14 protein-coding genes, 2 tRNA genes and 1 pseudogene are annotated in these 14,276 nt (G+C 62.4%); 11 read left to right on the forward strand and 6 right to left on the reverse strand.

What is annotated here, in order from left to right:
* The first annotated feature begins 4 nt into the window (after positions 1-4).
* The 7 genes from KQI17_RS11265 (at position 5) to KQI17_RS11295 (ending at position 5,562) form a co-directional block, all read left to right on the forward strand.
* The gene (locus KQI17_RS11265; RefSeq protein WP_216496322.1) at positions 5-1,342 is read left to right on the forward strand and encodes a Na+/H+ antiporter NhaC family protein; all 1,338 of its coding nucleotides are present in this window, start codon (positions 5-7) and stop codon (positions 1,340-1,342) included.
* Entirely contained in the window at positions 1,339-2,508 is a 1,170-nt protein-coding gene (locus KQI17_RS11270; protein ID WP_216496323.1) for a cation diffusion facilitator family transporter, read from the forward strand. Before KQI17_RS11265 ends, KQI17_RS11270 begins: the two co-directional genes overlap by 4 nt.
* A gap of 13 nt (positions 2,509-2,521) precedes the next feature.
* Complete coding sequence (locus tag KQI17_RS11275; RefSeq protein WP_216496324.1) at positions 2,522-3,238, forward strand: NAD-dependent protein deacylase; 717 nt, start codon at positions 2,522-2,524, stop codon at positions 3,236-3,238.
* A gap of 125 nt (positions 3,239-3,363) precedes the next feature.
* A tRNA-Leu gene (locus KQI17_RS11280) sits at positions 3,364-3,450 on the forward strand.
* 23 nt (positions 3,451-3,473) lie between these two features.
* Positions 3,474-3,561: transfer RNA gene (locus KQI17_RS11285), tRNA-Leu, on the forward strand.
* 202 nt (positions 3,562-3,763) lie between these two features.
* Complete coding sequence (locus tag KQI17_RS11290) at positions 3,764-4,879, forward strand: 5-methyltetrahydropteroyltriglutamate--homocysteine S-methyltransferase (protein ID WP_216496325.1); 1,116 nt, start codon at positions 3,764-3,766, stop codon at positions 4,877-4,879.
* Positions 4,880-4,911: 32 nt separating this feature from the next.
* Entirely contained in the window at positions 4,912-5,562 is a 651-nt protein-coding gene (locus tag KQI17_RS11295) for a YoaK family protein (RefSeq protein ID WP_216496336.1), read from the forward strand.
* An 85-nt stretch (positions 5,563-5,647) separates the two neighbouring features.
* On the opposite strand, the gene KQI17_RS11300 is transcribed toward KQI17_RS11295, so the two are convergent.
* On the reverse strand, positions 5,648-6,028 hold the full coding sequence (locus KQI17_RS11300) for a LysR family transcriptional regulator substrate-binding protein (protein WP_216496326.1): 381 nt from the start codon (positions 6,026-6,028) through the stop codon (positions 5,648-5,650).
* Here KQI17_RS11300 and KQI17_RS11305 point away from each other — a divergent pair.
* Entirely contained in the window at positions 6,006-6,407 is a 402-nt protein-coding gene (locus KQI17_RS11305; RefSeq protein ID WP_253285804.1) for a diguanylate cyclase domain-containing protein, read from the forward strand. The two genes, KQI17_RS11300 and KQI17_RS11305, sit on opposite strands and share 23 nt — an antisense overlap.
* 81 nt (positions 6,408-6,488) lie before the next feature.
* Here KQI17_RS11305 and KQI17_RS11310 read toward each other — a convergent pair whose 3' ends face one another.
* From KQI17_RS11310 to KQI17_RS11320, 3 genes are all read right to left on the reverse strand, one after another.
* Complete coding sequence (locus tag KQI17_RS11310; protein ID WP_216496328.1) at positions 6,489-8,903, reverse strand: phosphoketolase; 2,415 nt, start codon at positions 8,901-8,903, stop codon at positions 6,489-6,491.
* A gap of 225 nt (positions 8,904-9,128) precedes the next feature.
* Positions 9,129-9,344 (reverse strand): hypothetical protein, encoded by a 216-nt coding sequence (locus KQI17_RS11315; RefSeq protein WP_216496329.1) that lies wholly within the window; start codon positions 9,342-9,344, stop codon positions 9,129-9,131.
* Positions 9,341-10,174 carry a DegV family protein gene (locus KQI17_RS11320; RefSeq protein ID WP_216496330.1) on the reverse strand — a complete coding sequence of 278 codons (834 nt, stop codon included), beginning with the start codon at positions 10,172-10,174 and terminating at the stop codon, positions 9,341-9,343. Before KQI17_RS11320 ends, KQI17_RS11315 begins: the two co-directional genes overlap by 4 nt.
* A 158-nt stretch (positions 10,175-10,332) precedes the next feature.
* Between KQI17_RS11320 and KQI17_RS11325 the strand changes: the two genes are divergently transcribed.
* Genes KQI17_RS11325 through KQI17_RS11335 form a run of 3 tightly spaced genes read left to right on the forward strand, consistent with a single transcriptional unit; the run spans position 10,333 to position 12,809 of the window.
* The gene (locus KQI17_RS11325; RefSeq protein WP_216496331.1) at positions 10,333-10,914 is read left to right on the forward strand and encodes a DUF1836 domain-containing protein; all 582 of its coding nucleotides are present in this window, start codon (positions 10,333-10,335) and stop codon (positions 10,912-10,914) included.
* Between the two features lie 35 nt (positions 10,915-10,949).
* Entirely contained in the window at positions 10,950-12,152 is a 1,203-nt protein-coding gene (locus KQI17_RS11330) for an FprA family A-type flavoprotein (protein ID WP_216496332.1), read from the forward strand.
* A gap of 21 nt (positions 12,153-12,173) precedes the next feature.
* Positions 12,174-12,809, forward strand: coding sequence for a glycerol-3-phosphate acyltransferase (locus KQI17_RS11335; protein ID WP_216496333.1), 636 nt, complete (start codon positions 12,174-12,176; stop codon positions 12,807-12,809).
* Positions 12,810-12,965: 156 nt separating this feature from the next.
* Here KQI17_RS11335 and KQI17_RS11340 read toward each other — a convergent pair whose 3' ends face one another.
* Both KQI17_RS11340 and KQI17_RS11345 read right to left on the reverse strand, forming a co-directional pair.
* Positions 12,966-14,057, reverse strand: coding sequence for a hypothetical protein (locus KQI17_RS11340; protein ID WP_216496334.1), 1,092 nt, complete (start codon positions 14,055-14,057; stop codon positions 12,966-12,968).
* A gap of 12 nt (positions 14,058-14,069) precedes the next feature.
* A pseudogene (locus KQI17_RS11345) lies at positions 14,070-14,276 on the reverse strand (hypothetical protein); the annotation flags it as partial.

The following is a 14,276-nucleotide window of genomic DNA, read 5'->3' on the forward strand; positions in this document are numbered from 1 at the left end:
GAGCATGGATATCGTCGTCTGCTTTGCGCTCTTTCTCGCGGCGATGCTCTTTTGCCTCGTCAAGGGCTTCTCCCTCGCGTGGGCGCTGCTGTTCGCGCTCGTGCTGTTCTTCGCCCTCGGCCTCAGGCGCGGCTACGGCGCAAAGGCGCTTGTCAAAATGGCGTGGAGCAAGATGCCCAAGAGCATGATCGTGCTGCGCATCCTGTTTTTCATCGGTCTGCTCACGGGGCTCTGGCGCTCGTGCGGCACCATCGCCTTTTTCATCTACCACGGCATCCGCGTCATCACGCCCTCGCTCTTTATCCTCGTCGCCTTCCTGCTGACGGTGCTGCTCAGCTACGCGCTCGGCACGTCGTTCGGCGTGGCGAGCACGGCGGGCGTGGTGCTAATGGCGCTCGCGCGCTCCGGCGGCGTGAGCGAGGCCGTCACCGCCGGCGTCATCCTCTCCGGCATCTACTTCGGCGACCGCGGCGCGCCGACCTCGTCCTGTGCGAGCCTCGTCGCCGCGCTGACGGAGACCGATCTCTACGGCAACGTCAGGCGGATGTTCCAGACCGCCGCGCTGCCCTATGCGCTCTGCCTGATCGCCTACACCGTGCTCTCCTTCCGCAACCCCATCGTCACGGTCGATGAGACCATGCTGGGCGCTCTCGCCGAGAGCTTTGTCATCTCCCCGTGGGCGCTCGTGCCCGCGCTCATCATGCTCATCCTGCCGCTCCTCCGCGTGCCCATCCGCCGCGCCATGGCGATCTCCGCCGCCGCGGCCTTCGTCATCACCGTCACGGTGCAGGGCGGCAGCGTGGCTGACGCGCTCCGGATCATGGTCGTCGGCTATCACCCGACCGAGGGGCTGCTGGCCTCCGTCGTCTCCGGCGGCGGGCTGGTGAGTATGCTCACGCCGTTTCTGATGATCCCGCTCGCCGCGCTCTACACCGGCATTTTAGAGGGCACGGGCGCACTCACGCAGGCGCAGAGCGTTCTGAATCGGTCCGCCGAGCACATCGGGCGCTTCCCGACGATGATCCTGCTGAGCCTCCTCGCCGCGATGGTGCTGTGCAACCAGACCATCGTTGTGATGATGGAGCATCAGCTCATCGGCGCGGTCTACGCCAAGGACGGCGCGGAGCACGAGGAGCTGGCGATGGACATCGCCAACTCCGGCGTCACCATCGCGGGTCTTATCCCGTGGTGCATCGCCTGCGCCGTGCCGCTGAGTATGCTCGGCGTCGGCGTCGAGGCCCTGCCCTACGCCTGCCTGCTCTATCTCATTCCGCTCTGCTACCTCTTCACCAAGCGCTTTTTCTTCCCCGCAAAATCCAAAGGAAGCGAGACACCGGTATGATCTCTCTGTTGGCCAAAAAATTCATCAAAAACCGCGAGGACGTCACCTCGCCTGCCGTGCGGCAGGCCTACGGGATGCTCTGCGGCATCGTGGGCATCGGCTTCAATGTGCTGCTCTTCGCGCTCAAGCTGCTTGCCGGCACGCTCTCCGGCTCCATCGCCATCACGGCGGACGCCTTCAACAACCTCTCCGATGCGGGCGCGAGCATTGTGACGCTGCTCGGCTTCAAGCTCGCAGGACAGAAGCCCGACCCCGAGCATCCCTTCGGTCACGGGCGGCTGGAGTACATCTCGGGTCTGATCGTCTCCATGGTCATTCTCCTCATGGGCATCGAGCTTGCCAAGAGCGCGGTGGAGAAGATCCTGCACCCCGAGGCGGTGGAGTTCACGCTCCTCACCGGCGGCATCCTGCTCGCCTCCATCCTCGTCAAGCTCTATATGTATCTCTATAACCGCGCGGTCGGCAAGAAGATCGGCTCCGCCGCGATGGAGGCGACCGCGATGGACAGTCTCTCCGACTGCGCGGCGACCGCCGCCGTCCTCGCCGCGACGCTCATCGGGCACTTCACCTCGCTTCAGATCGACGGCTGGTGCGGTATCGTCGTCGCAGCGCTCGTGCTCTGGGCAGGCATTCAGGCCGCGCGGGACACCATCTCTCCCCTGCTCGGTCAGCCGCCCGCGCCGGAATTTGTCCAGAGGATCGAGGAGATCGTTCTCTCCTCTCCCGTCGTGCAGGGCATCCACGACCTCATCGTGCACGACTACGGCCCCGGCCGCGTGATGATCTCGCTCCACGCCGAGGTCCCCGCGCACGGCGACATCATGGCGCTGCACGACGAGATCGACAACATCGAGCAGCGGCTGCGCCGCGAGCTCGGCTGCGCCGCCACCATCCACATGGACCCCATCGTGACCGACGATAAGCTCACCGCCGAAACGCGCGAGCGCGTGGCGCAGCTCGTGCGCGGCATCGACGAGCACATCACCATCCACGATTTCCGCATGGTCACCGGCCCCACGCACACCAACGTCATTTTCGACGCGGTGGTGCCGTTCAAATTTCGCCTGAGCGACCATGAGGTCGAGCAGGAGATCCGGGCTGCCGTGAAGCGGCTCGACAGCAGCTATTTTGCCGTCGTGCAGATCGACAGAGACTACACCAAGTAAAGGAGCAGACGCTATGACAGAGGAGATCCGAAAGCTCAAGGAGATCATCGACGGCAGCGACAACATCGTCTTCTTCGGTGGAGCAGGCGTCTCGACCGAGAGCGGCATCCCCGACTTCCGCAGCGTGGACGGACTCTACCACCAGCAGTGGAGCGACCCGCCCGAAACGATCCTGAGCCACACCTACTACGAGCGCTATCCCGAGAAATTCTTCGCCTTCTACCGCGCAAAGCTCCTCTGCCCCGACGCGAAGCCCAACGCCGCGCATCGTAAGCTCGCCGAGTGGGAGCGCGCGGGCAAGCTGAAGGCCGTCATCACGCAGAACATCGACGGACTCCATCAGGCCGCCGGCAGCAAGGAGGTCCTTGAGCTCCACGGCAGCACCCTGCGCAATTACTGCGAGAGGTGCGGCAAATTCTACGGCGTGGAGGCGATCGCGCACTCCGCCGGCGTGCCGACGTGCTCCTGCGGCGGGCGCGTCAAGCCCGACGTCGTGCTCTATGAGGAGGGGCTCAACGAGGATACGCTCTACAAGGCCGTGCGCTATATCGCCGAGGCCGACGTGCTCATCATCGCCGGCACCTCGCTCGCAGTCTACCCCGCGGCAGGACTGGTAAACTACTACCGCGGCCACAAGCTCGTCGTCATCAACAAGACGCCGCTGGGCGATAAGACCCGTGCAGATCTGGTCATCACGGGCGCGGTCGGCGAGACGCTCGCGCAGGTATAAGCCCATCTTTTGGCGGCAGGAAAAAGCGGTGCAAAAACTTTTTCTTTTCCCGCAAAAAAAGGTTGACATTTGGCGTACAACAGGCTTATAATAGCGGAGCGGTCGTTTGAAAGACTGATGAAAATGCGGGTGTGCTGGAATTGGCAGACAGGCTAGCTTGAGGTGCTAGTGTTCGTATGGACGTGCGGGTTCAAGTCCCGCCATCCGCACCATCTTTTCTTCTGAGACTGCTTACGCGCGAGTGGTGGAATTGGCAGACTCGCTAGATTCAGGTTCTAGTGTCCTTCACGGACGTGCGGGTTCAAGTCCCGCCTCGCGCACCATGATCGATCCTTGAAAGCATTGAGCTTTCAAGGATTTTTTCTTTTCTTATCCGCCTCTACCCTTATTTTTACCCTTTATACCTTGGTCACACTATGGATATTATGTATGTACTCCGTGCGTATTATCGGTCAGCACCCACTTGACTTGCCCAATCCGCCGCCGTATAATCAGGACAAATTTCAACTGCAAAGGAGCAAGCGCATGAATAAGACCAACACTCCGTTCCGTTACGACTACGTCGGCAGCTTCCTGCGCCCCGCGGCACTCAAGCAGGCGCGCGCCGACTTTCAGAGCGGCAGGATCGACGCCGCAGCGCTCAAAGCCGTGGAGGACGACGCCATCCGCGATCTCGTCGCCAAGCAGAAAGCGGCGGGTTACCACGTCATCACCGATGGTGAGTTCCGCCGCGCAACTTGGCACCTCGATTTCATGTGGGGCTTCCACGGCGTCGGCCACACACCGACCAAGACTGGCCTTCCGTTCCAGGGCGAGGCCGCGATGCTTGACGACACCTATCTTACGGGAAAGGTGAGCGTGGACGAGCATCCCTTTGTCGAACACTTCCGATTTGTCAAGGCGCTCGAAGATGAGAACACCGTCGCCAAGCTGACCATCCCCGCGCCCGCGCAGTTTCTGGAGCAGATGGTCATGCCCTTTGCGATGGAGAATACAAAGAGGTTCTACCCCTCCGTGCAGGAGCTGATGGATGACCTCGCCGCGGGCTACCGCAAGGTCATTGCAGACGTGTACGCCGCAGGCTGCCGCAATCTCCAACTTGACGATTGCAGCTGGGGGATGCTGGTCGATCCGCGCGCCTGCATGATCTTCGACACCGATGCCAAGGGCCTCGAGGAAATCAAGGAGCAGATGCTGACCGTCAACAACATGGCGATCAGCGGTAAGCCGGACGACCTTGTTATCAATACGCACGTCTGCCGCGGCAACTTCCACTCGACCTATGCCAGCTCCGGCGCATATGACAGCGTGGCGAAAACGCTGCTTGCGCGTGAGAATGTCAATGCCTATTACCTCGAGTTTGACGACGCGCGCAGCGGCGGCTTCGAGCCGTTGGCCTCTGTGAGTGGAGAGAAGAAGGTCGTGCTCGGTCTTGTGACGACCAAACGCCCCGAGCTGGAAAGCAAGGACGCGGTCATCGCGCGCATCCACGAGGCGGCAAAGTACCTGCCGCTCGACCGCCTGTGCCTGAGTCCGCAGTGCGGCTTCGCCAGCTGCGAGATCGGCAACAAGCTGACGGAAGCGCAGCAGTGGGCCAAGCTCACGCTGGTCAAGGAGATCGCCGAGGAGGTCTGGGTTTGAGCAAAATACCGTTGGGCAGGCCGCGCGGGCAGATGTCGGAATCCATGCTGACGGCGGCGTTCATCATTCTCTCCGGCGGCCTGCAGGACGCCTATACCTATCTCTGCCGCGGCAAGGTGTTTGCCAACGCGCAGACAGGCAACATCGTGCTCTTCAGCGCCTATCTTTTCGATGGTGACTGGACGCACAGCCGGCGCTATCTTGTGCCGGTGCTCTCGTTCATGCTGGGTATTTTCGTGGCTGAGTGTATTCATCGGCATTTCAAGCACATGGAGAGGGTACACTGGCGGCAGCTCATTCTTTTGGCGGAGATCGTGCTGCTGTTCCTTGTCGGCTTTCTGCCGCAGGAGGGCAACACGGCTGCCAACGCGCTCGTTTCGTTCGTCTGCGCCATGCAGGTGCAGACCTTCCGCAAGGTGCGAGGCCACGCCTACGCGAGCACGATGTGCATCGGCAATATGCGCAGCGGCACGGAGGCGCTGTGCGTTTACTTCCACACGCGCGACCGCGAGGTGCTGCACAAAGCGCTGACCTACTTCGGCGTGATCGGACTTTTTGCCGTGGGCGCGGGTCTCGGCGCGCTGCTGACGAGGGCCTTTGCCGAGCGCGGCATCTGGGTGTCCTGCGCACTGCTGGCGGTCAGCTTTCTCATCATGTTTATCCGCGAGGAGGAAGCAAAATGAGCCGTATGTTCCCGCCTATCGGCGACGCGGACAACGCGTTATAGCCTGTGATCAAAGAAAACGACTTACAAAAAACTCCCGACGCTTACTGCGTCGGGAGTTTTTTTACCTCGCGGGAACGATTGCCCAGCAGCATTTGCCGCAGGTGCTTGGCAGCGATGCTCAACGGCTGATTTTTTCGCTGGAACAGATAGATGCTGCGCGGTGCGATCGGCTCGTCCAGCGTGAGCGGATAGACGCCGGTGAGTTCCGGCACCGCCACGAGCATTTCGCGCGGGACAAACCCAATGCCGAGGTTGCAGCGCACAGCAGGAAGGACTTGATCGATGGTCTCTACCTCCACGTCAGGACTGAGCGGCAGGTCGTGCCGCAGAAAGAGGTCGGAATAGAAATCGGGGGACGATGTTCCCTCGGTGAGACTGACGATGGGATACGGAGAGCTTTTGCATAAGAGCGAGCAGCGCACGATCTCGCCCGCTATCTGCGTTTACATCGACGCAAACGGTCTGCATGAGCTCAACAACGAGCGCGGGCACGAGGCGGGAGACCTGATGCTGCGCTTCGTCGCGGAGAGCCTGATGGAGCAGTTTCCGAAGGGCTCCCTTTACCGCATCGGCGGAGACGAATTTGTCGTATTCCCCGCCCCGGCGGAGGGGCAGACCTGCGAGGACCGTATGCGCTCGGCCTCCGTGAGCATCACCGCGCAGGGCTACAGCATCTCTTACGGCATTGCCGCGCATGAGTCGGTGGTCGGACTGAGAGAACTTGTCCGCGAGGCGGACGAGAAGATGCTTGAGAGCGAGCGCGCCTACTACGCCGAGCACGACCGCAGAGTACGGAAATAAAAAAGAGAAAAGGAGTAGTGGAGATCTTCACTACTCCTTTTGTTGTGTGCCGGCAGCGCCGCTTTCCGACCGACCGTATGCTTATTCGGCCGCCGGCGCTTCGCTATCCTCCCACCTCCAGTTGCGCACCTCGGGCAGGTCGATGCCGTTGTCGCGGATGTACTGGCGGTGCTCGACGAGCTTATCCTGCATCTTCTGCACGAGGTAGGCGCCGCGGTTGCCGAGCTGCGGCAGGCGGCGGACCGTGTCGATGACGAGGTCAAAGCGGTCGATGTCGTTCAAAACGCGCATATCGAAGGGCGTGGTGATGGTGCCCTCCTCCTTGTAGCCGCGCACATGGAGGTTGCGGTTGTGGCGGCGGTAGGTCAGCTCGTGGACGAGTGTGGGGTAGCCGTGGTAGGCGAAGATGATGGGCTTATCCTTGGTGAACAGGCCGTCGTACTCCTCGTCGGTCAGGCCGTGGGGATGCTCGGTGTGCGGCTGGAGCTTCATCAGGTCCACCACGTTCACCACGCGGAGCTTCAGCTCCGGCAGCTCACGGCGCAGGATGCTCACGGCGGCGAGCGTTTCGAGCGTGGGTGTGTCGCCGCAGCAGGCCATGACGACATCCGGCTCCTGCCCCTGGTCGTTCGAGGCCCAGCTCCAGATGCCGATGCCCTGCGTGCAGTGCTTGACCGCCTGCTCCATCGTCAGCCACTGGGGGCGCGGGTGCTTGCTCGCCACAATGATGTTCACATAGTTGCGGCTCTTGATGCAGTGGTCAAAGCAGGAGAGCAGGCAGTTGGCGTCCGGCGGCAGATACATGCGCACGACATCGGCCTTCTTGTTGGCCGCATGGTCGAGGAAGCCGGGGTCCTGATGCGTAAAGCCGTTGTGGTCCTGCTGCCAGACATTTGAGGCGAGGATGTAGTTGAGCGAGGCGATGTCCTGCCGCCACGGCAGCTCGCTGCACATCTTGAGCCACTTGGCGTGCTGGGCGAACATGGAGTCCACGATGCGGATGAACGCCTCATAGCTGTCAAAAAAGCCGTGGCGTCCCGTGAGCAGGTAGCCCTCCAAAAAGCCCTCGCAGAAGTGCTCGGAGAGCATGGAGTCCATCACGCGGCCGTCGGGGTCAAGATGGTCGTCGATGCCGGGAAGCTGCTCGTCGAGGAAGCGGCGGCCCGTGACCTCAAAGACCGCCTGTAAGCGGTTTGACGCGGTTTCGTCCGGCGCGAAAATGCGGAAGTTGCGCGCGTCCATGTTGAGCTTCATCACGTCGCGCACATAGGTGCCGAGGACATACATATCCTGCGCCTCGACCGCGCCGGGGGCCTTGACCTCCACGGCATAGTCGCGAAAATCGGGCGTGCGCAGGTCGCGCAGGAGCAGACCGCCGTTCGCATGAGGATTTGCGCCCATGCGTCGCTTGCCCGTCGGCGGGAAGGACGCGACCTCCTCGACGGGCGTGCCGTCCGCGTTGAAAAGCTCCTCGGGCCTGTAGCTGCGCAGCCACTCCTCCAGCTCGGCAAGGTGACGGTCCGCGTCCGCGCCCATGGAGATGGGCACCTGATGGGCGCGCCAGCAGCCCTCGACGGGCAGGCCGTCGACCTCCTTCGGCCCCGTCCAGCCCTTAGGGGTACGCAACACGAGCATCGGCCAGCGCGGGCGCTTCGCCTCGCCGCTCTTGCGCGCGGTGCGCTGGATGCGCCTGATCTCGCGGATCGCCCAGTCGAGCGCCGCAGCCATCTGCTGGTGCATTGCCATGGGCTCATCGCCCTCGACGAAGCGCGGCTCCCAGCCGCAGCCGCGGAAGAAGCTCTCGACCTCCCCGTGGCTCATGCGGGAGAAGATGGTGGGGTTGGCGATCTTGAAGCCGTTGAGGTGCAAAATCGGCAACACCGCGCCGTCGGTGATGGGGTTCATGAACTTGTTTCCGTGCCACGAGGTCGCAAGCGGTCCTGTCTCCGCCTCGCCGTCGCCGACCACGCAGGCGGCGATCAGATTGGGATTGTCCGCCACCGCGCCAAAGGCGTGGGCGAGGGAGTAGCCCAGCTCGCCGCCCTCGTGAATGGAGCCGGGGGTCTCGGGCGCGACATGGCTCGGGATGCCGCCGGGGAAAGAAAAGCGCTTGAAGAGCTTCTGCATGCCCTCCTTATCGCGGGTGATGTTGGGGTAGACCTCGGTGTAGCTGCCGTCGAGCCAGTCCTGCGCGACCATGGCGTTGCCGCCGTGGCCGGGACCGGAGAGGTAGATCATATCGAGGTCGTCGCGCTTGATGACGCGGTTCAAGTGCGTGTAGATGAAGTTCTGGCCCGGGCAGGTGCCCCAGTGGCCGACGATGGTCTGCTTGAGGTCGCTCTTTTTGAGCGGGCGCTCGAGCAGGGGGTTATCGAGCAGGTAGAGCTGGCAGGCGGTCAGGTAGTTCGCGGCGCGCCAGTAGGCATCGAGCTGCCAGAGCTCCTGCCGGTTCAGCGGCGGCTTTTTGGAAAGCCGCGCGGCCTTCAGTACGGACATAAAATACTTACCTCCTTTATCATTGCGCCGCCGCGAAAGGATGATAGGTCTCCGCGGCAGCTTGTTTCCGCTTGGTTTCACAGTGACAGGATACCACAAAAGACGCCGTCTGTAAAGCAGACTCTTTCCGCATCTGGCCGCGCCGCCTATACCGCGCCGCACAAGCAGGGAAACAGGAATTTAGGCTGCCGAAGGCAAGAGCCTCCGGCAGCCTAAAGGGAGCAATCAATTTGGTTCAAATGGCGCGGGCGCACCCTCTATGCAAAGGCGGCAGCCCCGCTCACCAGACTCCGTAGACCAGCGTCGTGCTGCGCTGCCCCTCTCTGCGCCCCGCACATACAGCATCGCCAGCGTCACGCCGATGACGATGGGCGGCAGGGTCAAAATGCGCACCGTAAGGTGCAGCAGCTCCGCTGCGCGCCCCTTCTCTTCTTTTTTCATGTCTCGAAGCCCATCATGATGCCGCCGCGCTCGGCATAGTAGCTGCACAGGCCCCTGAGCGGATACCGCCGCACATCGGCATTGGGAAAGCGGCGGCGGAGCTCCGTATACAGCTCCAGCGAAAACGCGGCGTTCCCGCAATGCCCGATGCGCACGCTGCCGCCCTTGTAGCCGAGCCGCTCCATCTCCTGCAATAAAAATTCCTGCGTTTTCCTCTCGCCGCGGCACTTGCCGAGCATCTCGAGCGTTCCCTCCGCGCTCGCCTGTCCGACGGCGCGGATGCCAAGCACGCCCGCCGCCGTCGCCGCGAGCTTGCTGACGCGCCCGTTTTGCGCGAGATTATGCATCGACTCCAAGGAAAAGAGCAGGTGTGTGCGCCGCCGCAGCTCCTCCACAACGCGGTACACTTCGTCAAACGATGCGCCGCCGCGCTGCGCGGAGGCAGCCTTTTCCAGCAGCAGCATCGTCTCCGGCCCCGCCGAGAGCGTATCCACGATGCGGATGCGGCGGGAGGGGTCGCGCTCCTCGCAGCTCTGCTTTGCCACGCACGCGGCGCTGTAGCTGCCGGAGAGTCTGCTCGTGATCGTAAAGGCGAGAACATCCCCGCTCTCGCCGAAGGCTTTTTCCCAGTCGGCAACATTCGGGCAAGCGCTGTAGGAGCGCCCCTTGGTCGCGCGGAGCGTCGAGACCATCGCATCGACATCGAGCCGGGCGTCATCGCGAAATTCCTCCGTCTCAGTGCGAAGGGTGAGCGGAACGCTGACAAAATCAGCCCCATCCAATGAAAGAAGGTCGCAGCTCGAGTCTGCGACAAGGCGAATCTGACTCATAGTTATCCTCCAAAAAAGAAAACTGCTGTTGCCGGCACCGTCTGCCGGCAACGACAGTCTAACAGTTTTCCACTATTGCGTCAACCGTTTTTAAAAAACTGATTGAATTATTTTGCAAAGCCGTTGAACTTTGTGCAGAAAGCCGCTATAATGGCGTCATGGATAATAATTTACAAAGCAAAATGGCGGCGGATATCGCCCCCTTCCGCCTGCCGCGCTACGCGCAGATCCCCGACATTGGGCTGTATCTGGAGCAGGTGGTGCGTTATGTCAACGCCTATCTCGCGCCGCTCGGCGAGCCGGAGCTGTCACCCTCGATGGTGAGCAACTACGTCAAGCAGCGCTTGATCCCCGCGCCCCAAAAAAAGGTCTACACGGCCGAGCAGCTCGCACGGCTGATGTTCATTGCCGCGGTCAAGCCTGTCGTCCCCCTCGAGGGACTTCGCCTGATGTTTGGCATACAGGAGGGCAGCTATGCCCTCTGCACGGCGTATGACTACTTCTGCGACGAATTTGAGAATATGCTCTTTGCAGCCTTCGGCGTCGCTCCCGCGGCGCAGGGGCTTGGCGAGACGCGCTCGGCCGCGAAGGACCTTCTTCGCAACACCGTCTCAGCCATCGTCAACAAGATCTACCTCGACCGCTACCTGAGCGACTATCAAGATCGGCTCGCGCAGGAGCGCTCCTCCTCGGAGGCTGTTCCCCAAGAAACGGAGCGCTTGTGCGCAGAGAAAAAATAACACCTCAGCTAAAAAATTCCGGAAAGGAAAATGCAATGAACAACGAAATCCGAAACGAAAGTCAAGCCCTGCCGGAGTCCATCCGCTGCGTGGGCGCGGACGACCTCACCCTCAGCCTCTTTGAAAACCAATACCCCGTCCAGCCGATGGGGGTGAGCTACAACTCTTACCTTATTTTAGACGAAAAGATCGCCGTCATGGACAGCGTGGACGCCCGCGCGGCGGACGAATGGCTCGCCAAGCTCGCACACGAACTGGATGGGCGCAGACCGGACTACCTTGTGATCTCCCACATGGAGCCGGATCACTCCGGCAGCATCCTGCGCCTTGTGGAGCGGTATCCTGAAATGCAGCTTGTCGGCAACGCCAAAACCTTCGCGATGCTTCGTCAATTCTTCGGCGCGAAAGCACCGGCAGACGACCGCCTGCTGGAGGTCGGCGAGGGTGAAACGCTCCCCCTCGGCACACACACGCTTCATTTTATGCTCGCCCCGATGGTCCACTGGCCCGAGGTGATGGTCGCCTACGAGGAAACAGAGAAGATACTCTTCTCCGCCGACGCCTTCGGGCGCTTCGGCTCGCTGGGGCGCACCGCCAACGCGCCGTGGGCACCGCAGGCACGACGCTACTACTACAACATCGTCGGCAAGTACGGCGCGCAGGTGCAGGCGCTGCTGAAAAAGGCCGCCGCGCTGGAGATCGAAACGATCTGCCCGCTCCACGGTCCCGTGCTGACAGGCGGCGCGCTCGCCGAGGCCCTGCGGCTCTACGATCTGTGGTCACGCTGGCAAAGCGAGTCGCCGGATGATATTCTTCTCGCCCACGCCTCCATTCACGGCAACACCGCCCGCGCGGCGGAGCTGCTCAAGCAAAAGCTGGAAGCGAAAGGCGCGCGGGTCACGCTCTGCGACCTGACGACGACCGAAGTCTCCTACGCGGTGGCGAACGCCTTCTACTGCGGTAAGCTCGTACTGGCCTGCTCGACCTATGACGGCGGACTGTTCCCTCCCATGGAGGAATTTCTGACCCACCTGCAAGCCAAGGGCTTCCGCAGCCGCACGGTGGGCCTGATCGAAAACGGCTCGTGGGCGCCCGCTGCTGCGCGGCTGATGCGCGCGAGGCTCGAGGAAATGAAGGACCTGCGCGTGTGCGACGCCGTGGTGTCGCTGCGCAGCGCGCTCAGTCCCGCAAGCGAGGCGCAGATGGAAGCGCTGTCCGCGGAGCTGTGCGCGAAATAAACATATAGGAGCGGTGATCTGATGATGCACTACCTACTGATCCTGCTGATCGGCTATCTGCTCGGCTGCTCGAACATGGCGGTTTACCTCGCCGCCGCACAGAACGTCGATCTGCGCTCCGGCGGCAGCGGAAACCCCGGCGCCTCCAACGCGCTGATCCTAATGGGCTGGCGCGCGGGGCTGCTCGTAGGTGCGCATGACATTGCCAAGGCGGTCCTCGCCGTGCTGCTGTGCCGCCTGCTTTTTCCCGCCGTTCCGCTCGCGGGCGCTCTATCGGGCGCCGCCTGCGTCGCCGGGCACATGTTCCCGTTCTATATGCGCTTTCACGGGGGAAAGGGCTTTGCCGCCTATCTCGGCATGACGCTCGCCTTAAACTGGCGCTTTGCGCTCCTGCTGCTTCTTGCCGTCTCGCTCATCACGCTTGTGACCGATTACGTCGTCCTTGGGACAATGACGACCGTCATCAGCGTCCCGCTCTACAGCGCATGGAGCGGCAGCGGGACCACCGCGCTGCTCCTCCTGCCCCTTTCGGCGATCATCATTTATAAGCACAGGGATAATCTTGTGCGCATCTGTCGGGGGACAGAGATCGGGCTGCGCAGCGCCCACCGCGGAGACCACTGCAAAAGCACGCAGAGCGGACCACCGCGCCCGTAGGCGCTTTCGCGCGGTGGAGCGCAGCCGCCATACAAAAAGCATCGGAAAAAGGGAGCGAGTGCCCTTTTTCCGATGCCTTTTTCGTCTCCTCCCGCGCCGCCGTGAGCTTGTCCCGCACGCCGGGTGCAGCGTCCCGCGGACGACGCGCCCGCCGTCTTACCCTGTGTACAGGAGCAGTCCGATGGAGTCCGTGCCGTCCGGCAGGAAGGGGATCCCCGCGCCCGTGCGCGAGCGCTGGAAATAAAGATCCTCGCCGGAGGGGGAAATGAGGATCGGGAAGCTCGCGTCGATCTCGTCGCCGCTGTCGGCGGAGAGCTTCAGATACAGGCAGTCGTCCTCCATGCGCCACACGCCGAGGTAGTCCTGCTTGATGTAGCCAGCGGGAGCGTAGTATAGGTCGGCTGTTCCCGCATACTCGGGGCCGGCATCGCCGCCGCGCAGCTCCAGCACCCAGCTGTCGCAGAGCCACGAGGTGTCGGCCAGTCCAAGCTCCGTGGGAGGCCACCACCAATCATCGCCGGACGGCTCCCAGCCCTCGGGATAGTCAAGACCGGTCGTGTAGCCGTAGATCGCAAAGTCATACAGCATCGGCGCCCCGGCCTCGTCTGTCGGCAGGATGAGATTGCCGTAGCCGTCCTCCTGCGGGTACCAAATCGCCGCTACGCCGTCGTTGGTCACAAGGTTGACCTCCCTGTCCGGCTCCTCGGGATTGACGAACACCAGCACGGGCTCGGCGTATTCCTCGCGGTAGAGCACTTCATCCGCCACAGGATGCAGGCCGTTGCCCATCATCTGCCAAGTCACATGGTTTACGGCAAGGCTGGTGTTCTCGTCGCGCGGGACGATGCAGAAGAGCTTGCCGTAGCCCGCGCCGAGGACGCGCTCGGACGGGATCTCCAGCAGAAACGGCAGCTCAGAGGTCAAATCCGCGCAGTTTTCGCGCAGCCAGTCCGTCAGCTCGGTTTGGTCGCCCTTCTCGCGGAGGCCGAGATAGGCCGCCGCGCCGGTGAGCCGGCCGTCGTATTCCAGATCGCCGCGCACCCGCGCGAGCGACTCCGCTCCGTCTACCGTTTCCTCGCTGTCCGCGGCGGGCTGCCCCTGCTTCAGAGCGTCGACCGACGCCTTGACGGGCGGATCGCCCCCGTCATTCGGCTTTGCTTTGTTGGCTTTGCCGCAGCCGGCAAGGCCGAACAGCAGGATGTGGCACAGGATCGCCGCGCAAATGCGGCGCTTCAGTGTTTGCTTCACAGTAATTCCTCCTCAGAACGATCCGCTGCGGCCGTGGCCGCCGCCCCCGCTGCAGCTCGAGGTGCTTCCTCCGCCGCCGCCGTCGGAGCTCTCGCTCTTGATCTTCGTTCGTGTTTCGGTCGTGTACATAAAGCGGTCGCTGCTTTCCGTCAGCGCCAGCCCCTCGCCGGTGACGTATTCATCCGCCGCCGCGCCGCGCCGGACGGTCTTCATGTTCAT

It is taken from the genome of Oscillibacter sp. MSJ-31, assembly GCF_018918025.1.
Taxonomy (GTDB): Bacteria; Bacillota; Clostridia; order Oscillospirales; family Oscillospiraceae; genus Hominicoprocola.